At 48.3% G+C, this 20,614-nt stretch carries 13 protein-coding genes, 3 tRNA genes and 3 rRNA genes; 8 read left to right on the top strand and 11 right to left on the bottom strand.

The annotated features are described in order from the left end of the window. Positions 1-270 precede the first annotated feature (270 nt). Positions 271-882, bottom strand: a complete 612-nt coding sequence (locus CBP31_RS11200) for a lytic transglycosylase domain-containing protein (RefSeq protein WP_087037301.1) — start codon at positions 880-882, stop codon at positions 271-273. 207 nt (positions 883-1,089) lie between these two features. On the opposite strand from CBP31_RS11200, the gene gspG reads away from it, so the two are divergent. From gspG to CBP31_RS15785, 3 genes are all read left to right on the top strand, one after another. Then, positions 1,090-1,503, top strand: coding sequence for a type II secretion system major pseudopilin GspG (gene gspG, locus CBP31_RS11195; RefSeq protein WP_087037299.1), 414 nt, complete (start codon positions 1,090-1,092; stop codon positions 1,501-1,503). 17 nt (positions 1,504-1,520) lie between these two features. Continuing rightward, positions 1,521-2,105 (top strand): type II secretion system F family protein, encoded by a 585-nt coding sequence (locus CBP31_RS15790; protein WP_227875007.1) that lies wholly within the window; start codon positions 1,521-1,523, stop codon positions 2,103-2,105. Positions 2,106-2,257: 152 nt separating this feature from the next. Further along, positions 2,258-2,710, top strand: a complete 453-nt coding sequence (locus CBP31_RS15785; protein ID WP_227875006.1) for a type II secretion system F family protein — start codon at positions 2,258-2,260, stop codon at positions 2,708-2,710. A gap of 49 nt (positions 2,711-2,759) precedes the next feature. On the opposite strand, the gene CBP31_RS11185 is transcribed toward CBP31_RS15785, so the two are convergent. From CBP31_RS11185 to CBP31_RS11175, 3 genes are all read right to left on the bottom strand, one after another. Beyond that, on the bottom strand, positions 2,760-4,163 hold the full coding sequence (locus CBP31_RS11185) for a sigma-54-dependent transcriptional regulator (RefSeq protein WP_087037297.1): 1,404 nt from the start codon (positions 4,161-4,163) through the stop codon (positions 2,760-2,762). After that, a complete protein-coding gene (locus tag CBP31_RS11180; RefSeq protein ID WP_087037295.1) occupies positions 4,145-5,626 on the bottom strand; it encodes a sensor histidine kinase in 1,482 nt (493 codons plus the stop codon). Before CBP31_RS11180 ends, CBP31_RS11185 begins: the two co-directional genes overlap by 19 nt. 279 nt (positions 5,627-5,905) lie before the next feature. Beyond that, the gene (locus tag CBP31_RS11175) at positions 5,906-6,376 is read right to left on the bottom strand and encodes a GlcG/HbpS family heme-binding protein (protein ID WP_087037293.1); all 471 of its coding nucleotides are present in this window, start codon (positions 6,374-6,376) and stop codon (positions 5,906-5,908) included. 333 nt (positions 6,377-6,709) lie between these two features. On the opposite strand from CBP31_RS11175, the gene CBP31_RS15955 reads away from it, so the two are divergent. Then, positions 6,710-6,997, top strand: coding sequence for a transposase (locus CBP31_RS15955; protein ID WP_407668762.1), 288 nt, complete (start codon positions 6,710-6,712; stop codon positions 6,995-6,997). A gap of 587 nt (positions 6,998-7,584) precedes the next feature. On the opposite strand, the gene CBP31_RS11165 is transcribed toward CBP31_RS15955, so the two are convergent. From CBP31_RS11165 to CBP31_RS11140, 6 genes are all read right to left on the bottom strand, one after another. Beyond that, positions 7,585-7,661 (bottom strand) — tRNA-Asp (locus CBP31_RS11165). 33 nt (positions 7,662-7,694) lie between these two features. Further along, a 5S ribosomal RNA gene (gene rrf / locus CBP31_RS11160) occupies positions 7,695-7,809 on the bottom strand. Positions 7,810-7,919: 110 nt separating this feature from the next. After that, positions 7,920-10,812, bottom strand: a 23S ribosomal RNA gene (locus CBP31_RS11155). Positions 10,813-11,206: 394 nt separating this feature from the next. Then, a tRNA-Ala gene (locus tag CBP31_RS11150) sits at positions 11,207-11,282 on the bottom strand. 141 nt (positions 11,283-11,423) lie between these two features. Next, positions 11,424-11,500: transfer RNA gene (locus tag CBP31_RS11145), tRNA-Ile, on the bottom strand. Positions 11,501-11,644: 144 nt separating this feature from the next. Beyond that, a 16S ribosomal RNA gene (locus CBP31_RS11140) occupies positions 11,645-13,187 on the bottom strand. Together the 16S, 23S and 5S rRNA genes with 3 tRNA genes alongside form the textbook arrangement of a ribosomal RNA operon. Before the next feature lie 924 nt (positions 13,188-14,111). Here CBP31_RS11140 and rapA point away from each other — a divergent pair. The 4 genes from rapA to CBP31_RS11120 are packed head-to-tail and all read left to right on the top strand — an operon-like array spanning position 14,112 to position 19,434. After that, a complete protein-coding gene (gene rapA / locus CBP31_RS11135) occupies positions 14,112-16,985 on the top strand; it encodes an RNA polymerase-associated protein RapA (protein ID WP_087037289.1) in 2,874 nt (957 codons plus the stop codon). A 13-nt stretch (positions 16,986-16,998) separates the two neighbouring features. Next, positions 16,999-17,664 carry an RluA family pseudouridine synthase gene (locus CBP31_RS11130; RefSeq protein WP_087037287.1) on the top strand — a complete coding sequence of 222 codons (666 nt, stop codon included), beginning with the start codon at positions 16,999-17,001 and terminating at the stop codon, positions 17,662-17,664. Further along, entirely contained in the window at positions 17,661-18,545 is an 885-nt protein-coding gene (locus CBP31_RS11125; protein ID WP_087037285.1) for a DUF3530 family protein, read from the top strand. The genes CBP31_RS11130 and CBP31_RS11125 overlap by 4 nt, the downstream gene beginning before the upstream one ends. Beyond that, the gene (locus CBP31_RS11120; RefSeq protein ID WP_169713023.1) at positions 18,481-19,434 is read left to right on the top strand and encodes a D-2-hydroxyacid dehydrogenase; all 954 of its coding nucleotides are present in this window, start codon (positions 18,481-18,483) and stop codon (positions 19,432-19,434) included. The genes CBP31_RS11125 and CBP31_RS11120 overlap by 65 nt, the downstream gene beginning before the upstream one ends. A 174-nt stretch (positions 19,435-19,608) precedes the next feature. Here CBP31_RS11120 and djlA read toward each other — a convergent pair whose 3' ends face one another. Beyond that, the gene (djlA, locus tag CBP31_RS11115) at positions 19,609-20,415 is read right to left on the bottom strand and encodes a co-chaperone DjlA (protein ID WP_087037280.1); all 807 of its coding nucleotides are present in this window, start codon (positions 20,413-20,415) and stop codon (positions 19,609-19,611) included. Positions 20,416-20,614 lie beyond the last annotated feature (199 nt).

Below are 20,614 nucleotides of genomic sequence, written 5' to 3'. Positions count from 1 at the left end.
AAAAAAAACAATAAATTCAATAACTTAATTTTATTTATTTATTTTCTGGGTGTTATTCCCCCCCATTAACGGGGGTGGAGCATTGGACAGCTGGCGCGACATTCTAATGAAGGCCACCCTTCATTTAATACAGAGCAAAAAAATAAGTGACACGGCCCATGCTGATTTTTAAATCCGATCTCTGACCCGCCGATGTTGGACACAATTAAGTTAGCTAGTTACCTAATCTGGGTGAAAAACCCCAATTATGGGGACAACATAGTGGGGAAATTAGTGCACCATGGCCTGTAACTGCCGATAATGTTCGGTCACTTTAGCTACATATTGCTGGGTTTCTGGGAAAGGAGGGATAATGTCACCACGTGTTCTTACCGCGCCTGGACCTGCGTTATAGGCAGCGAGTACTAAAGAAAGATCGTTATCGAACATCTTCATCAATCGTTTCACATAACGAGCGCCACCGCGGATATTCGACAAAGGATCCCAAGCATCATCGACACCCAGTTCTTTCGCCGTATCAGGCATTAACTGCATCAAACCAATCGCCCCTTTTGGGGACAGGGCGGACGGATTATAACTAGACTCAGCAGAAATTATCCCATGCAGTAAATTTTCTGGCAGTTTTTGTTCCTGAGCAACCTGAGTAATCAAAGCAGCAAAAGGACGTCCTTTTAAGCTAGGTAAAGGCGCTAATACGTGGTCAATTCGTGCACCTTGTGGTGTAACTACCTTAGGCTCGCGCCGTAACAAGGTGTAGCGTTTTCCTTTAGCAGGAATATTCGTCAGAGTAATACTGCCGTCACTGGCGGTCATCACATACACATCAGCATGCACCCCAGTAGACAAACTTAAAACTAGCCAAATCAGAGTTGGTGCTTTCATCCTTGATCCTCCTCTCTGCCGCAATGAGGCATGAGTTTTGGAAACTCCCTTCCACACCCCATGCCCTGACCTTAGTAATCAAACCACCAGCAAGAAGCGCGCCAAAATAAAAAACGAGGGGCGCAATTAACTTGCATGATTATTGCATCCTCCTCATATGATCACCGCATAGGTAAATTTCATCGCCAAGGAATGGGGAGAAAAAACATGCTAATACATAAGCAACGGGGTTTTACTCTGTTAGAGCTGTTGGTGGTACTCGTGGTACTGGGTCTGCTCGCCGGCATAGTAGCCCCAAAGTATTTCGGCCAATTGGGACGTTCCGAAGTCAAAGTAGCGAGTGCCCAGATAGAGGGTTTAGCAAAGGCATTGGATCTCTACCGGTTGGACATGGGCCGTTATCCCAGTACCGAACAAGGCTTGAACGCCTTGGTCATAGCACCGAACAACGAACTTAAATGGGGCGGGCCTTATCTGCAGAAACAAGTACCTCAAGATCCATGGGGGATAAGTTATATCTATCGTTCCCCTGGTGAGTATGGCGATTACGATCTACTGTCTCTGGGTAAGGACGGACAACCCGGTGGTGACAACGAAAATGCCGATATTGTCAGCTGGTAATAACACAGTGAGGTCATATGCGTTTTCATATCAAAGGGGTCACTAAACAAGCCGCTATTGTTTCTCTGACGCTAGAGGCATCATCTGCAGCGGATGCCCAACTGCTCGCCGAGAAGCAACAATTGCGTGTGCTCGCAGTGCGCCCTGCACAACGTTGGTCACTGAATCATTGGCGTCCCCGCGAGGCTTTTCCACTCCTGTTGTTCAGCCAAGAACTTGCCACCTTGCTAAAAGCTGGACTGGCGCTGATCGATGCCTTAGAAAGTTTGGCAGAGAAAGAATCAACGCCGCGAGCAAATAAGATCCTTTCTGGCCTTGTTCGCCAACTCTATGAGGGCAAATCATTTTCTTTGGCATTAGCGCAGTTTCCCTCGGACTTTCCACCTCTCTATATTGCCTTGATACAGTCCAGTGAAAAAACCGGTACCGTCGGTGAATCTCTGGATCGCTACGTTAGTTATCATCGTCGAATGGATGAGATCCGCCAAAAGGTACTTAGTGCCTCACTCTATCCACTTTTGCTCTTCGTTGTCGGTTGCGGGGTACTGCTGTTTTTAATCGGTTATGTAGTCCCCCGCTTCAGTCTGGTGTTTGAGGGGTAGGTACTAATCTGCCTTGGCTATCGCAGCTGTTGTTAAAATCGGGATTGCTCCTTAATCAACATATGCTCGTTATCCTGGGAGGTTTAATACTGGTTATTCTGAGTTTGGTCGTACTACTCAGACAAGAGCAAGTTCGACGGGCAATGATAACTTTGATTAATAAAGTGCCTGCCATCCGCAAACGCTTATTCGCCTATGAGCTGGCGCGTTTTTATCGTTCACTGGGTATTTTACTGCAAGGGGGAATTCCCATTTTGACGGCCATGGCAATGGTTCGTGACCTACTTGGCGTCATGTCTCGCCCTCGGCTCGAAGAGGCCAGACAGAGCATACAAGAAGGACATCCTTTGTCAGACGCGCTATCAGAAAAAGGACTAACGACCTCTGTTGCCCTGCGCATGCTGCGCGCGGGTGAACAGTCCGGAAAACTAGGGGAAATGATGGAACGCACTGCGGACTTCTATGACGAGGAAAATAATCGTTGGGTCGAATGGTTTGTGCGTTTGTTTGAGCCTTTACTCATGACCTTTATCGGGCTACTCATCGGCGTGATTGTTATTCTAATGTATATGCCTATCTTCGATCTGGCTTCAAGCATTCAGTAATATCATGAGCAGTCGAATAGGGTTACCGAGAAGCCATATTAGCTATCTCTCACCGCTGTGGCCGTATCAGGCCAAGGCGCTCTATACGGTAGCGTAACATATCCCGAGTAATACCTAGCAGGCGGGCCGACTTGGTGACATTCCAGTCGGTCTTGTTTAATGTTTTTATCACTAGACTACGCTCCACTTCGGGCAAACTTTCTTCGTTTACCGATCCTCCAGTTGAGTTAACGCTCTCATGATGGCCAGAATTGGCCACTGAAATTGGATTGATCGCAAGCTGATTAGGCCCGATTATCGCTCCCTGTGTTAATAAAACAGCCTGTTCTAATATGTTACGCAATTCTCTTACATTACCCGGCCAATGGTAAGCTCTAAGTAAGGCTTCCGTATCCTCCGAAAATGTTAATCCCGACTTACCATAGCGCCTACTATGTAGACTCAGAAAATAATTTGCTAATAATAATATATCGTCGCCACGCGATGATAAACTGGGTACCTTAATAGAAATAATTCGCAGGCGAAAAAACAAATCACGACGAAAGGTGCCTTCTTCTACCATTTGTTCTAGGTCGCGATTAGTTGCACTAATAATTCGTAAATTAATTTTTCGCTCTATAATCGAACCGATCCGACGAATAGTCCGGTCTTCCAATAATTTAAGTAGCTTGGCCTGAAGAGCGAGATCCATTTCTCCCACTTCATCTAAAAATAAAGATCCCCCATCCGCCGCCTCTACGAGCCCAATTCGACGCTCCTTAGCATCGGTGAAAGCACCCTTCTCGTGGCCGAATAACTCAGCTTCCAATAAATGCGCCGGAATTGAGGCACAATTAAATTCAATAAAAGGCTCTTTACGGCGAACACCATCGACATGCAATGCTCTCGCCACAAGTTCTTTGCCGGTTCCTGTGTCACCTTCAATTAAGACACTGGGCAGATCCGTATCAGTCATACGGCTTTCCGCATCGAGTAACTGCCGTATAGTTTGTTTGACCTGTAGCATCACGGATGAATTGCCAAGCATGGCATCTAGCCCTGCACTCTGTACATCACGGCTCTGATAGAAAGACAGTTGATACTCCATACGTTGGGCAGCTAACGTTTTATCGAGCAGTAATTTAAGTTCGGCTAATATGACGGGTTTAGTCAGATAATGAAAAGCACCCGCTTTCATCGCAGTAACGGCATCTTCTATATTGCCAAAGCCTGTCATCATGATGACTTTAAGCTGAGGGTCAGTAGAGTGAACATGTCGAATCAACTCTATCCCATTCATGCCTGGCAGCGAGTTGTCGGTCAACACCACATCAGGATGATGAGTTTTTAACAACTCTAATGCATCTTCTGCTGAATGGCATACCAAGGCTTCAAATTTCTTGAGTTTAAGGTATGCCTGAATGTTCTCGGCCAAGGTTTGGTCATCTTCGACAATCAGTATGCTGTACTCCATGGCTTACCTCCCGTAGCGACCTTGAAACGCAAGCTCACTTTTGTACCTTTTTGCTCGCAGGAACTTAGCTCAACCTGCCCGTCAAATCGTTCCATCAAACGCTTCACTAGCATTAATCCGATTCCTACCCCACCTTGTTTGGTGGTATAGAAAGGTTTAAAAGCCATCATCTCCTGTCGCTTTGTCATTCCTTTTCCAGTGTCACTAATAGTCACATTCAAACACCGCTGGCTGACATCCTGTTCAGCGACAATACGAAGCAAACCACCATCAGGCATAGCTTCAATAGCGTTAGCTATTAAGCTATTTAATACCTGAGTGAGTAATGTTCGTCGACTGATGACGAGGGAAAACTGTTTTATTTCACATTCGACTTTAATATTTGAATTATGTATTTGTGTCTCAAAAGCAAGCACAGCTTCCCGAATGACTATTACTGGGTCCACAGCTTCACTCTCGCCTGCAAGAGAGGGGGATGAGACTAACAATTCACGTATCCACTGTGACATGCGGTCAACCTGATTAATGATATCATTAATATTTTTATGAATAGGCTGTTCGGACAATTCTAATGATAGCTCAGCACTAGAGCGAATGGAGGCGAGTGGATTACGCAGACTATGTGCGATTGCTGACGACATTTCCCCCAATACCACAAAGGTTTCATTGGCAATCAGTTGTTGCTGCTGCGAAGCCAGTTGAACAGATGCCCGATATACGATCCAAAACAGCCCCAAATACATTAAACCACCACCAAGGGCCACAGCCTGCCAGATCAATACGTACCCACGTTGGATCCGCGCGTTGAGATCTCTGGGCTCTTTGTATATTTCAACAACAGCTAACACGTTATTATTAATATCAAGAAGTGGAATGTAGTTCTCGATATACAAATCTTTCGGTAACCAGTGGAATTGCTGTTCAGACCTATGCTCATCAACATTATAATGACTGCTAGCAACGTAACGCCGAAGATTAAATGCGTCATCGAGCTCATTATTATCTACAATTTTTTTACCAATTAATTCTGGATTAGTTGACCAAACAATAGCTCTATCGTTTGAATATATATTAGCTAGGAGTAAATCTGGTAAGTGGGATATATGATCAAGGAACTCATTCCTTGCTTTTTTTACACGAACATCAGCAACCTCAAAAGATTCCAAATATTTATAATGCAGAGCAGGAAAAAAAAACTCACCAATGGTTGGCAACAGAGGAATACCGGCATGAACAACTTCCACCTCTGCTATGGATTGTATGAACTGTGCGCTCAACATCGAATCACGATCTATACTTTCATTGCGCAAAAATTGAGTAGTAATTGCTCCAACACCAATAGCAACAGCCGCGATTAGCAAAGCACTAAGCAATGAAAACCAGCGTAGAAAACTGAATCTAGAATGATGCCGACCGGCCCGAAATAGACTTATAATTCTAATGTTTTCAATTAGATGTCGCATAGGACTTCCTGTCCTTATATTTATTGTCAAACCATATTGTTAGTGTTAGCCACGACAAATTTAGTTTAATACATTGATGAAAACACTACTTATCCCTCTCTTATTCTAGAACATAATTATTATTTTGCTTAAGGAGACGCATCAAAATTTTAAAACATACCATTTTTTTAGAATTTAAAATGGGTGCTGTGACTTAACTCACAAATTACAAAATTTACTGTGCATAAAACTAAAGTTAGAAACAACACCCGTTACAGAATGGATTCAACTAGCTTGGAACTATTTCAAGACTTCTTTTATTGCTGCTTCGGCACAAGCTTGATCTAAGTGACCACCAGGAGCTCCTCCGACTCCAATTCCAGCTACCAGTTGATCATCAATGCGTATCGGCATACCACCGCCCAAGATCAAAATGTCTGAGTGCATATCACGTAGACCCGATAAAGCTGGTTTATCGGCAATGTTATTCGCCATGTCTGCCGTAACCATACCCATAGAAGCAGAGGTAAAGGCCTTCTTACGAGCGCTTTCTATCGTGTGTGGACCAGCGAGCTCATCTCGAGCCAAGGCCTTGAGTACGCCTGAGCGGTCAACTACAGCAACCGTTACATGATATCCATCTTTGGCGCATTGCTTGAGACCTGCGGCCACCAATTGCAGAGCTGTATCTGTGTTTAGTGTAATGCTACTCACAGTTTCTGCCTGTACACTAATGCTGGCCAAAGCCAGTAGTAATAAAGGTGTTCTCATCCTTTTATCTCCGTAGCAAAAGTAATATTGACTATAGTCATTCTTATTTGTACACGCCTTTAATTTATCTACATTTACTAATTACTTTATATGAAGACAATCTGGCTATTCTCGATTACTCATAAGATTAACGACTTTTAACTACATAAGGAGAGGCTTATACAGTTCTAAGCAAAGAGTTGTCCGTAGCAGCAGTTTGAATATACCTACCTCTTCGGCTCCGTCTGCCAAGACGGAAGAATAGATCAAGTCATAGTGCTGCCTTGAACAAGCAAAGAAACCATGCGGATCCACCTAAAACAGATCGATGACATTACTTAGCCAGACAGGCATGTGGTACTGATAATGGATGGTGCTGGCTGGCTGGCTGGCTGGCTGGCATATCCCAGACCCCATACTCCTGATATTACAGCCGAATTTGAGAATGTCAGTATCATTAAATTGCCCCTATATTCACCTGAATTAAACGCGATAGAACAAGCGTGGAGTTGGATGCGTCAGCACTGTCTTGCCAATCGAGTTTTCAAAATTTATGAAGACATCGTGAGCAGTGTCTGCGAGGCCGAGAACACGTTTACTGAAAGAGCTAAACGAGTGACACAAACGAGACCCTCAAAATGAGTAAATCTGATCAGTTAATTTTACAGATTGATATTATACCAATCGTATTAATTATTTGGTCAGCCTGACAGCTGGATTTAATGTGATTGTTTTTTGTAGCGTGCCCACTTGTTCGGCACGGTTTGGGTTTTGTTATTAAAACCATCCTGCTTCGCAGGACCACCGAAGTCATCTTCACTGAAGATACGGGTAGACTACAACACACGCTTTTTGTAGAAGCCTGCTTTAGTTAGCTATGCAATGGGGCTTTTATGTCGATCTTAAATAGAACGATTCTTTAGTGTGTTTGGTATTAGAAAACTAGAGAAGATAATCGTAGTTTTGAATACCGGTCTAAACAGGTGCGTGGTCACGAAATGGTCACGGTTTGGTCACGGGGGAGGATTTGACAAAGTAGGTATGAAGAGTTTTGGCGAGGATAAAAAGGCAAGAAGCCCTTAGCTATCAATAAGCGAAGGGCTTCTTTAAATGGCGGGGTGGTAAATGCGCAGCATTTAAGGTTGGAGCGCAGCGACCTCCTCCCGACTGTCCGCGAAGGCATTTTTACAAAAAAAAAAGCCACCCGAGGTGGCTTTTTTGAGTAAAAATGGCGGAGTGGACGGGACTCGAACCCGCGACCCCCGGCGTGACAGGCCGGTATTCTAACCAACTGAACTACCACTCCGCAAAGATGGGATAGTTAAGTACTAAATGAGTTGCCTGGCAGTGACCTACTTTCACATGGCAGCTGCCACACTATCATCGGCGCGGCTGCGTTTCACTACTGAGTTCGGCATGGGATCAGGTGGTTCCACAGCGCTATGGCCGCCAGGCATAAATTGTAATCTGAAAAGCTGTTTTGTAGTTGTCGTACTGTTTAAGCACGCTAACTTGAATAATTTGTTGTTCTTGACCGCAAGGTCTCACACTTCTTGGGTGTTGTATGGTTAAGCCGCACGGGTAATTAGTATTGGTTAGCTCAATGCATCGCTGCACTTACACACCCAACCTATCAACGTTGTAGTCTCCAACGGCCCTTTAGAGGGCGTAAAGCCCTAGGGATGACTCATCTTGAGGCTCGCTTCCCGCTTAGATGCTTTCAGCGGTTATCGATTCCGAACGTAGCTACCGGGCAATGCATCTGGCGATACAACCCGAACACCAGGGGTTCGTCCACTCCGGTCCTCTCGTACTAGGAGCAGCTCCTCTCAATCATCCAACGCCCACGGCAGATAGGGACCGAACTGTCTCACGACGTTCTGAACCCAGCTCGCGTACCACTTTAAATGGCGAACAGCCATACCCTTGGGACCGACTTCAGCCCCAGGATGTGATGAGCCGACATCGAGGTGCCAAACACCGCCGTCGATATGAACTCTTGGGCGGTATCAGCCTGTTATCCCCGGAGTACCTTTTATCCGTTGAGCGATGGCCCTTCCATACAGAACCACCGGATCACTATGACCTACTTTCGTATCTGCTCGACCTGTCCGTCTCGCAGTTAAGCTGGCTTATGCCATTGCACTAACCGTACGATGTCCGACCGTACTTAGCCAACCTTCGTGCTCCTCCGTTACTCTTTAGGAGGAGACCGCCCCAGTCAAACTACCCACCAGGCACTGTCCGCAACCCCGATAAGGGGCCTACGTTAGAACATCAGACATACAAGGGTGGTATTTCAAGGATGGCTCCACGACAACTGGCGTCATCGTTTCACAGCCTCCCACCTATCCTACACATGTAGGGCCAATGTTCAGTGCCAAGCTATAGTAAAGGTTCACGGGGTCTTTCCGTCTAGCCGCGGGTATACGGCATCTTCACCGCAAATTCAATTTCACTGAGTCTCGGGTGGAGACAGCGTGGCCATGATTACACCATTCGTGCAGGTCGGAACTTACCCGACAAGGAATTTCGCTACCTTAGGACCGTTATAGTTACGGCCGCCGTTTACTGGGGCTTCAATCAAGAGCTTCACCCGAAGGCTAACCCCATCATTTAACCTTCCAGCACCGGGCAGGTGTCACACCGTATACGTCCTCTTGCGAGTTTGCACAGTGCTGTGTTTTTGATAAACAGTTCCAGCCACCTGGTCACTGCGGCTGAGTCACGCTCCATCCGCAAGGGATTTCACATGCCTCAGCGTACCTTCTCCCGAAGTTACGGTACTATTTTGCCTAGTTCCTTCACCCGAGTTCTCTCAAGCGCCTTAGTATTCTCTACCCGACCACCTGTGTCGGTTTGGGGTACGATTCACGTGTACCTGAAGCTTAGAGGCTTTTCCTGGAAGCGGGGCATCAGTGACTTCACCGCCGTAGCGATTTCGTCTCAGGCCTCAGCATTGTGCGTCCGGATTTACCTAAACACACTGCCTACACCCTTTCACCAGGACAACCAACGCCTGGCCCACTTAGCCTTCTCCGTCCCCCCATCGCAGTACACGTCAGTACGGGAATATTAACCCGTTTCCCATCGACTACGCCTTTCGGCCTCGCCTTAGGGGTCGACTCACCCTGCCCCGATTAACGTTGGACAGGAACCCTTGGTCTTTTGGCGTGGAGGTTTTTCACCCCCATTATCGTTACTCATGTCAGCATTCGCACTTCTGATATCTCCAGCATGCTTCACAACACACCTTCGCAGACTTACAGAACGCTCCCCTACCACGCACTCAATAAAGAGTGCATCCGCGGCTTCGGTGCATAGTTTAGCCCCGTTACATCTTCCGCGCAGGCCGACTCGACCAGTGAGCTATTACGCTTTCTTTAAATGATGGCTGCTTCTAAGCCAACATCCTGGCTGTCTGAGCCTTCCCACTTCGTTTCCCACTTAACTATGACTTTGGGACCTTAGCCGGCGGTCTGGGTTGTTTCCCTCTTCACGATGGACGTTAGCACCCACCGTGTGTCTCCCGGATAGTACTTTGCGGTATTCGGAGTTTGCATAGGGTTGGTAAGTCGGGATGACCCCCTAGCCTAAACAGTGCTCTACCCCCGCAAGTATTCGTCCGAGGCTCTACCTAAATAGATTTCGGGGAGAACCAGCTATCTCCCGGTTTGATTGGCCTTTCACCCCCAACCACAAGTCATCCCCTAATTTTGCAACATTAGTGGGTTCGGTCCTCCAGTTGATGTTACTCAACCTTCAACCTGCTCATGGCTAGATCACCGGGTTTCGGGTCTAATCCTAGCAACTATTCGCCCAGTTAAGACTCGGTTTCCCTACGGCTCCCCTATACGGTTAACCTTGCTACTAAAATTAAGTCGCTGACCCATTATACAAAAGGTACGCAGTCACCCAACAAGTGGGCTTCCACTGCTTGTACGTACACGGTTTCAGGTTCTATTTCACTCCCCTCACAGGGGTTCTTTTCGCCTTTCCCTCACGGTACTGGTTCACTATCGGTCAGTCAGGAGTATTTAGCCTTGGAGGATGGTCCCCCCATATTCAAACAGGATATCACGTGTCCCGTCCTACTCGATTTCACTGTAAATGACGTTTGGTGTACGGGGCTATCACCCACTACGGCTGGTCTTTCCAGGACCATTCCACTACATCATAAACAGCTTAAGGGCTGGTCCCCGTTCGCTCGCCGCTACTAGGGGAATCTCGGTTGATTTCTTTTCCTCGAGGTACTTAGATGTTTCAGTTCCCTCGGTTCGCCTCGTAACGCTATGTATTCACGTTACGATACTCTACTAAGTAGAGTGGGTTTCCCCATTCGGACATTACGGACTCAAGCGCTTCTTACCAGCTCATCCGTACTTAACGCAGGTTAGCACGTCCTTCATCGCCTCTGACTGCCAAGGCATCCACCGTGTACGCTTAGTCACTTAACCATACAACCCCAAGAAGTGTGTTTTATACGGCTTCATATTAGTGATTTCTTCGTTGCGGCTTTCACTCGTGCTATCACATAGAAAACTATGCTCAAGCACTCATTCAAGACCGCGCCTCGAACTCACGTCGATGACGCTCGTCTAAATATATTGCTATATAAAGACTGTATAAAAACAATTCTCTAAGCGGGGTCATAACGCATCAGTGACTGATGCTTACAACTTATTTCGCCAAGAATTTCTAAGACACTTGCGTATCAAGAACTACAAATTATTTCTATCAGCTTTCCAGATTGTTAAAGAGCGTGACTTCGTTAGAAATCAAAGGAGTAAGCTGTATACAGCGTATTACTTTGATGTCTGACTTCGGTTTGTGTTATTCGTTAGCACTAAATGGTGGAGCTATGCGGGATCGAACCGCAGACCTCCTGCGTGCAAGGCAGGCGCTCTCCCAGCTGAGCTATAGCCCCATTTAGTTCTTAGCTTTGTGTTTCGCTTTATATCATTCGCATAATATTCAGCGTGTCACCAAATCATTCTAATACTAGGAATAAGATGAGGAAGTTTAGCCTGCTAAACGACGAATCTTATGACGACGTAGGAGATTGATTTGGTGGGTCTGGGTGGATTCGAACCACCGACCTCACCCTTATCAGGGGTGCGCTCTAACCAACTGAGCTACAGACCCAAACCGTTTCTTCACCCTCAGAATATGGTTAAAACCACCTATCTGAGGGCAAAAAATCGCACCAGCAGCGTTTGCCCATGCGATTTAAGTCACTCTTTTTTATCAAGCAAACTGTGTGAACACTCAACAGCCGTTAAGTTAAGGTAAGGAGGTGATCCAACCCCAGGTTCCCCTAGGGTTACCTTGTTACGACTTCACCCCAGTCGTGAATCACAAAGTGGTAAGCGCCCTCCCGAAGGTTAAGCTACCTACTTCTTTTGCAACCCACTCCCATGGTGTGACGGGCGGTGTGTACAAGGCCCGGGAACGTATTCACCGTGGCATTCTGATCCACGATTACTAGCGATTCCTACTTCATGGAGTCGAGTTGCAGACTCCAATCCGGACTACGACGCGCTTTCTGGGATCCGCTCACCATCGCTGGTTGGCTTCCCTCTGTACGCGCCATTGTAGCACGTGTGTAGCCCTACCCGTAAGGGCCATGATGACTTGACGTCGTCCCCACCTTCCTCCGGTTTATCACCGGCAGTCTCCCTTGAGTTCCCGCCATTACGCGCTGGCAACAAAGGATAAGGGTTGCGCTCGTTGCGGGACTTAACCCAACATCTCACGACACGAGCTGACGACAGCCATGCAGCACCTGTATCAGCGTTCCCGAAGGCACTAATCCATCTCTGGAAAATTCGCTGTATGTCAAGGGTAGGTAAGGTTCTTCGCGTTGCATCGAATTAAACCACATGCTCCACCGCTTGTGCGGGCCCCCGTCAATTCATTTGAGTTTTAACCTTGCGGCCGTACTCCCCAGGCGGTCAACTTAATGCGTTAGCTCCGAAACCCACGTCACAAGGACACAGACTTCAAGTTGACATCGTTTACAGCGTGGACTACCAGGGTATCTAATCCTGTTTGCTCCCCACGCTTTCGCACATGAGCGTCAGTCTTTGTCCAGGGGGCCGCCTTCGCCACTGGTATTCCTTCCAATCTCTACGCATTTCACCGCTACACTGGAAATTCTACCCCCCTCTACAAGACTCTAGTTTGCCAGTTCCAAATGCAGTTCCCGAGTTGAGCTCGGGGCTTTCACATCTGGCTTAACAAACCGCCTGCGTGCGCTTTACGCCCAGTTATTCCGATTAACGCTTGCACCCCTCGTATTACCGCGGCTGCTGGCACGAAGTTAGCCGGTGCTTCTTCTGTGGTTAACGTCACAGTGTAAACGTATTAAGCTCACACCTTTCCTCACCACTGAAAGTGCTTTACAACCCGAAGGCCTTCTTCACACACGCGGCATGGCTGCATCAGGGTTTCCCCCATTGTGCAATATTCCCCACTGCTGCCTCCCGTAGGAGTCTGGGCCGTGTCTCAGTCCCAGTGTGACTGGTCATCCTCTCAGACCAGTTAGAGATCGTCGCCTTGGTGAGCCATTACCTCACCAACAAGCTAATCTCACTTGGGTTCATCCAATCGCGAAAGGCCCGAAGGTCCCCTCCTTTCCCCCGTAGGGCGTATGCGGTATTAGCCATCGTTTCCAATGGTTATCCCCCACGACTGGGCAGATCCCCAAGCATTACTCACCCGTCCGCCGCTCGTCAGCAAAGTAGCAAGCTACTCTCTGTTACCGCTCGACTTGCATGTGTTAGGCCTGCCGCCAGCGTTCAATCTGAGCCATGATCAAACTCTTCAATTAAAGACTTGATGCTCAATGAATTACTGATATATCTATTACTAGGTACACTTTGCAAGACATTGAAAAACAATATTATTTTGTTCTCAACATGCTGCTAAGTGCCCACACAGTTTGCTTGATAAATTGTTAAAGAGCGTTGACCGTATCTCGGGTCGGGATGCGTATTCTACGCATTCCTCAGTGTTCGTCAAGTGTTTGTTTCAAACTTAATTTCCGTTCTCTGCAAACCCTTGTGACCGTGAGCGCCTTGCCCCGTGTCAGTGGAGGCGAGTATAGAGATCTGAGTTTTTAGCGCAAGGGCTTTTACACGATAAATAACACTTTAATGACTGACTGCTCAAACACCCAGCAAGCGCACAAGTTACTCACAGAGTTACCCACAATGGAGTGATAAAGTGAGGGATGTAAGAGGTGAAGCAGTGACATAAACCAGCGTCCAGAGCCTAACTCACAGCGCAAAGTAAATGATAAAGCAGTTATAAAGCCGTAACTTTGGGATTTGCATTGGCTAAGGGGTTCCCAATATAAGCAGTAACGGGTTGAAGATAGTGCTACGCGCTACGTTTAGCCCAAAGCGTCTCTTAATACAGCTATGCATATAATAGTTATGTATATATAGGTGCCTATATATATGTACCTATAGTTAGCAGGTAATAGTAGGTAACCGTACTTGCAGCTAACGTTAGGTGTTGTAGTTACGATGCCCCTGTCGTTAGTGGTCAATCTTACCTATATAGAGAAGGCTTTCTTGAACCAACCTCCCCCAATCCAGGTTTACCTCTAACCTAACTTCTCCCACTCTAACAACGAAAACTTGAATCTAAAGTGCTTGGCGACGGCGTTTTAGTTTTACGGGTGCGTCCGTCGGTTGATTGCGCTAAGATAACGCCCCTTTTTTACTCCCTCTTCAGCTTGGAGACTTGAATGCCTTTTTCCCTCGGCCAGCGTTGGATCAGTGACACAGAAACCGATTTGGGACTGGGCGCCATCGTCGCTATCGATGTGCGCATAGTAACCATGCTTTTTCCGGCTTGCGGCGAAAACCGCATGTATGCCAAAGGTGATGCGCCTATTACACGCGTCATGTTTAATCCCGGTGATGTGATCAGCAGTCACGAAGAATGGGAGTTAGAGGTGGTGTCCGTTACCGAAGATGGCGGCCTGCTCACTTACCATGGTACTCGCCTCGATAATGGTGAAGAGACCAGCCTGAGGGAAACTTTCCTTAACCACTTTATTAAACTGAATAAGCCGCAAGAGCGTTTATTTGCCGGTCAGATAGATAAAATTGGTCGCTTCAACCTACGCTATCAAGCGCTGATGCATCAGTTTAATCGTCGCCGCTCACCGCTGCGCGGTTTGGCCAGTGGTAAGGTCAGCTTGATCCCCCATCAGTTACATATCGCCAAAGAAGTGGGTAGTCGTTATGCCCCCCGAGTATTGCTGGCCGATGAAGTAGGCTTGGGTAAGACCATTGAAGCGGGCATGATCATTCAGCAGCAATGGTTGTCGGGTCGCGCTAAGCGCATTTTGATCTTGGTACCCGATGCACTGATCCATCAGTGGCTGATTGAAATGATGCGCCGCTTTAACTTACATTTTGCACTGTTTGATGAAGAGCGATGTGTAGAAGCCTTTGCCGATGCGGCGAATCCGTTTGATACCGAGCAGCTGGTATTATGTAGCTTGGATTTTATTACCAAAAAACGTAAGCGCTTCGAACAATTGCATGAAAGCGATTGGGATCTGATGGTAGTCGATGAAGCACACCACTTATTGTGGGACGCAGAGCAGCCGAGCCGCGCCTATGAAGTGGTAGAAGCATTGGCCGAAGACACCGCCGGCGTGTTGTTGTTGACGGCGACGCCGGATCAGCAAGGCCACGAGAGTCACTTCGCGCGTTTGCGTTTACTGGATCCAGAGCGCTTCTACGATTACGACGCTTTCTTAGCCGAAGAAGAAGAATATCAGCCGTTAGCGGCCGCCGCCGAGACCTTGCTGTCTGATGCGCCTTTGGATGCGGCGGCCATTGCCGGTTTAGCGCCCTTTATGGACGGACTGGACGAAACTGCGTTGCAAGATGCCAGCCAGCGTAAACAATTATTGGCGCAACTATTAGATCGCCACGGCACCGGTCGCTTATTATTTCGTAATACCCGCCACGCCATCAAAGGCTTTCCGGCGCGCGTCTTGCACTTACACCCTCTGCCCTTACCCAGCCAATATACCACCGCGATTAAAGTGGCGAATATGATGGGCTCGCAGCTAGACGTGACGCAACAAGCGTTGCAAGCCTTGTATCCGGAAGAAATTTATCGCCAGTTTGAAGGCGACAATAATGCTTGGACACTGTTCGATAGCCGTGTTGACTGGTTACTGGAGTTCACTAAAGCGCACCGCAATATCAAGATTTTGGTCATTACCGCCAAAGCCGGCGTGGCATTAGCACTGGAAGAGGTACTGCGTACTAAAGAAGGCATTCGTGGCACCGTCTTCCATGAAGGCATGACCTTGCTGGATCGTGATAAAGCCGCTGCCTATTTTGCCCAGCAAGAAGGTGGTGCTCAGGTAATGATCTGTTCGGAAATTGGCTCCGAAGGCCGTAACTTCCAGTTTTCTCATCAGCTGGTGTTGTTTGACCTACCGCTGAACCCCGACTTATTAGAGCAGCGTATTGGCCGCCTCGACCGCATTGGTCAAGAACACGACATAGATATTCATGTGCCTTATTTAGAAGGTACGGCGCAAGCCGCACTCACCCAGTGGTACCACCAAGGGATGGATGCCTTTAGTAAGCCTAACGCCGTGGGTCAGCCGGTCTATCAGCAAACGTGTGATACGTTACTGGCTTTGCTTGCCGAACACGGTCAAGACCAAGACGGGCTAGCACAATTAATTGAGCAAACCCGCGCGCTGACCATTGAACTGGAAAGCCATATGGAATTAGGCCGTGACCGCTTGCTGGAGCTTAATTCCAGCGGCGTTATTTTAGACCGAGATTTAGCGGGTGAGTTGAGTGCGGTGGATGAAGATCCCACCTTGGCCATTTTCGCCATCAAGTTATTTGATGAAGTGGGCGTGCACCAAGACGACAAAGGCGAAAATGCCATCGTGCTGCACCCCAGTGAGCATATGTTGGTGACCAGTTTTCCGGGTTTACCCGAAGATGGCGCCAGCATTACCTTTGACCGAGAAACAGCACTCAGTCGTGATGACCTGCAACTATTAACCTGGGATCATCCGATGATCCGCGGTGGTATGGACTTGGTACTGGGCTCGGAAATTGGCACCACGTCAGTGGCGATTCTAAAAAATAAGGCGCTGCCAGTTGGTACCCAATTTTTAGAGCTGATCTTTGTTGCTGAGTCGGCACAAAACTCCCAGCTGTATCGCTTCTTACCACCGGCACCGATCCGTTTACTGTTAGATAAGAGCGGCAACGATCTGGCCGATAAAGTGACCTTTGAGTCATTTGATCGCCAGCTCAGCCCGGTTAATCGTCACTTAGCCAGTAAGCTGGTGAATGCCTCGCAAGCGGTTATTCACCACTTAATACAGCAAGCCGCCCCCGTTGCGGAGTTACAGATGCAAGTTTTGGTCGAGCAAGCACGCGAGCGTATGCATGCTTCCATTGGTCAAGAGCTCGCTCGTTTGCAGCAATTAGCCAAGGTGAACCCTAACGTGCGCGAAAGTGAAATCAGCCATGTAGAAACGCTGCTTGAAGAGCTGGATAGCTTGCTTAATAACACCCGCTTAAAATTGGACGCGATTCGCTATATAGTCGTCAGTCATCAATAAGGAAGATAAGCACATGGCATTACTGCCCTATGATCCGCCGATGGATCCCATGTTTGACGTTTTGTATCAAGACGACAGCGTGATTGTGCTGAATAAGCCGAGCGGCTTGCTGAGCGTACCTGGCCGAGACCCTGTCCATTTCGATAGCTTGTCACTGCGGGTGGGACGGGTTTATCCCACCACCCAAGTGGTGCATCGTTTGGATATGGCCACCTCGGGCGTGATAGTGATGGCTCTGCACCGTAAGGCGCACGCTGAATTAAGCCGCCAGTTTCGTGAGCGTGAAACCGCCAAGTGTTATTACGCTTGGGTGTACGGTAACCCTGACGCCGACGCGGGCAGCATAGACTTACCTTTATGTTGCGACTGGCCTAATCGGCCGCGGCATATGGTTGATCATGAAAACGGTAAGGCGGCGCTCACCCATTGGCGCTGCATACGTCGTTTGAGAGATCGCAGCTTAATTAAGTTGACGCCTATTACTGGTCGCTCTCATCAATTGCGGGTGCACATGAAAAGTTTGGGGCATGTCATTTTGGGCGACAATCTCTATGCGGAAGGTGAGGCGCTAACCATGGCGCCCCATTTGCAGTTGCATGCGGCTGAGCTGGAGTTTCGCCATCCTAAAACCAAAGAGTGGCTAAAATTTACCGCTCCAGCACCCTTTGCCATCGAATGAGACAGGCGCGCAGGCGGATCACCCCACTGGCCGCTCTTGCGCTGGCCTATTGGCTGATCACTCCTGCCAGTCAGGCGCAAACTCTGCGTCAGTCTCAGCTCAGCTGGCCCGCGTTTGAACAATATCAAGCCCGCGGCCAGCTGTTGCACTTTCCTGCATCCAGTCACGCGCAAGGCCAGTTGCTGATTTGGCCCGAGCTTAATCAGACTCATTTGTGGTTACCGATCGCGCACTATTGGCAACAACGTAACTGGGAAGTGCGGCTGTTACTGCCAGATACCGCACAACAGGTGTTTGATCCCAGTAGCGAACAGCCCTCGCCCGCTCAGCAAGCTTGGTTAACGCTGCAACTGGCACGCCTCGCGGAACTGACCACTTCCGATATAGACCAAGATGCCGAGATTAATGGTGTCTCTGTCCCAGATAAAACGACTACGCGACCTGTGGTCATGCTCACTCAAGGCAGTGCCGCCCTCTGGTATCAACAATGGGTGGATACGGAGCAACTTATCGCGCCTCACGCCTTAATTTTATTTGATGCTTTACCGCAGCCGATGGCGCAGCAAAAAATGCTCGCCGTCAGTCTGGGGCGTAGCCCTTATCCGATTTTGGATATCTATCGTCGCCCCGACAGCCCATTGGCTTGGCATAATCAACAACGACGCCAACAACAACTCAGCCGCCGCGAAAAAACCGGTTACGCGCAGCAGCGCTTTAATGGCATTGAGAATTTGAACAAGCAAATCGCGGGCTGGCTGGTGCGGCTGGGTTGGTTACCCCTGCCCCCTAATGCGCCCCATTATTTAAAGGAGCAACATCGTGAATCTGGTATTTCTCGACCAAGAAACCCTGCCGCCACCGGCCCAACTGCGACGCCCTAACTTTGACCACCAATGGCAAAGCTATGACGACACGCAGCCTGAGCAAGTACAGACGCGCTTAGCAGAAGCAGATATTGTATTGGTGAATAAAATCAGCCTGACTGCAGAGATGCTGGCCACTTTACCACGACTAAAGATGATTGCGCTGGCCGCTACTGGTTGCAATAACGTGGATTTAGAGGCCTGTCGGCAAGCGGGCATTACGGTGTGTAATGTGCGCGATTACAGCAAAAGCTCAGTGCCCGAGCATGCACTGTCTTTAATGATGGCGCTCAGTCGTAACTTGCATGCGTATCGCAGCTCGATTGTGGACGGCCGTTGGCAGCAAAGCGGACAGTTTTGTTACTTTGATTATCCGGTCCGCGACTTACACGGCCAAACGCTGGGCTTGATCGGTTATGGCACTATCGCTAAAGACCTCGAAAAATTGGCGTTAGCCCTAGGGATGAAAGTCATAGTAGCGGCGCGTAAAGGCCAAGTGCCCGGTGAAGGCCGAGTGAGCTTTGAGCAGCTATTGTCCCAAGCCGATATTATCAGCCTGCATTGCCCGCTGAATGAAGAAACTCAGCATGTAATTGCCGAGCCGGAATTTAAGTTAATGAAAGATAATGCGCTGTTGATCAACGTCGGTCGCGGTGGCTTAGTAGATGAAGCGGCCTTGTTAGCGGCACTTGAGAACAAGCTGATTGGCGGTGCGGGCTTTGATGTAGTGACGGCTGAGCCGCCGGCAGCAGATAACCCTTTGATGCAAGCGCTCGCCTATCCGAACTTTATCTTAACGCCGCATATCGCTTGGGCCAGTCAAGCCTCCATGCAACGCTTAGCGGATCAGTTAATCGATAACATAGAAGCCTTCGTGGCGGGTAACACGCAGAATAGAGTAGTGTAATTGCAGCGCCCGGCTCCAAGCGCCGAGCTAAGAAAAAAGACAGTTCTCCAATGAAAGCGAGGCTGCAAAATTAGCAGCACGCGCGTGAAACTAAAAAAGCACCGAACCTATGCGAAGGTTGGTGCTTTTTTATCTTTAGCTAGGCGCCGGGCGCTTGGTGCTCGGCGCTATTTTTTACTTTATCTGACGTACCGCTTTAATGGTTTCCCAAGCTTGCTGTATGTCTTGGGCCTTTTCTTTGGCCATGTCCATCATCTCTTTGGGCAACCCTTGGGATGCTAATTTATCCGGATGATGTTTGGACATCTGACGACGATAAGCCCGCTTTACTTCGGTGTCATCGGCGGTTTCTGCCACTTCCAAAATGCGGTAAGCATTGCGTAATCTATCTGCCGACGGGGGTGCTTGGCGGCCACCACTGGAGTGACCGGAACCTTGGCGAAAACCATGCAACTGTGCTTCGGCAAAGGCCAACAACTGCTCAAGTTCCGTTTCTGAAAAGCCCAGTTCACTGGCAATGGTCAGCAATAAGCGGCGCTCGGCCGGATGCAACTCACCATCGGCGAAGGCCACTTGTAATTGCACTTCCATAAAGAAGCGTAACAAGTTGCGACTGTCTTTGACTCGCGCTCGAAAACGACGCAAAGTTTCTTTTAATGGAAAATCTGCACTTTTACCGGCCCGAAACGCTTCTTGCGCTTTAAGGCGCAGCTCACCTTGTAGGCGCATCTGCGTCATTAACTGCTCGGCTAAACGGATTTCTTCATTCGACACCTGACCGCTGGACTTAGCAAGATGGCCCATGGTGGCAAAAGTAGTATAGAGAAACTCAGCTTGAGCATCTTTATTAAACAGCCAAGCATTAGCGAGCTTCTTATCTAATAAGTGCCCCAACCATAAGCCAATTAAGGCGCCGGGGATATTGCCGAGCAAGAAGCCAAAAAATAAGCCAATCAGCTTGCCTTTAATATGTGCCAACATAATAGCTATGCCTCTTGCTTGTTGAGTTGCAAAGCTTCTGCGCAAACCAACTTACAGCGTCTCGGCCACAAAAACCGAGGGAGAGCAGCTAATCTCATAAGCAGGATCCTAGATGAACAATGGGGCTAAGGGAGGTCATCTTGCAGGTCGATAGTGCTGGCCGCAAGAATGCTTTATCATAGCCCGTTACCATAAAGTA

Source organism: Oceanisphaera profunda (assembly GCF_002157895.1).
Classification (GTDB): Bacteria; Pseudomonadota; Gammaproteobacteria; order Enterobacterales; family Aeromonadaceae; genus Oceanimonas; species Oceanimonas profunda.
Note: the sequence above shows the minus strand (reverse complement) of the source record. Positions and strands in the feature narration are given on the sequence as shown.

Bases quoted from the DNA above. Each gene is read 5' to 3' on its own strand.
- CBP31_RS11200 (WP_087037301.1), bottom strand. From the start codon at position 882: ATGAAAGCACCAACTCTGATTTGGCTAGTTTTAAGTTTGTCTACTGGG.
- gspG (WP_087037299.1), top strand. From the start codon at position 1,090: ATGCTAATACATAAGCAACGGGGTTTTACTCTGTTAGAGCTGTTGGTG.
- CBP31_RS15790 (WP_227875007.1), top strand. From the start codon at position 1,521: ATGCGTTTTCATATCAAAGGGGTCACTAAACAAGCCGCTATTGTTTCT.
- CBP31_RS11185 (WP_087037297.1), bottom strand. From the start codon at position 4,163: ATGGAGTACAGCATACTGATTGTCGAAGATGACCAAACCTTGGCCGAG.
- CBP31_RS11180 (WP_087037295.1), bottom strand. From the start codon at position 5,626: ATGCGACATCTAATTGAAAACATTAGAATTATAAGTCTATTTCGGGCC.
- CBP31_RS11175 (WP_087037293.1), bottom strand. From the start codon at position 6,376: ATGAGAACACCTTTATTACTACTGGCTTTGGCCAGCATTAGTGTACAG.
- rapA (WP_087037289.1), top strand. From the start codon at position 14,112: ATGCCTTTTTCCCTCGGCCAGCGTTGGATCAGTGACACAGAAACCGAT.
- CBP31_RS11130 (WP_087037287.1), top strand. From the start codon at position 16,999: ATGGCATTACTGCCCTATGATCCGCCGATGGATCCCATGTTTGACGTT.
- CBP31_RS11125 (WP_087037285.1), top strand. From the start codon at position 17,661: ATGAGACAGGCGCGCAGGCGGATCACCCCACTGGCCGCTCTTGCGCTG.
- djlA (WP_087037280.1), bottom strand. From the start codon at position 20,415: ATGTTGGCACATATTAAAGGCAAGCTGATTGGCTTATTTTTTGGCTTC.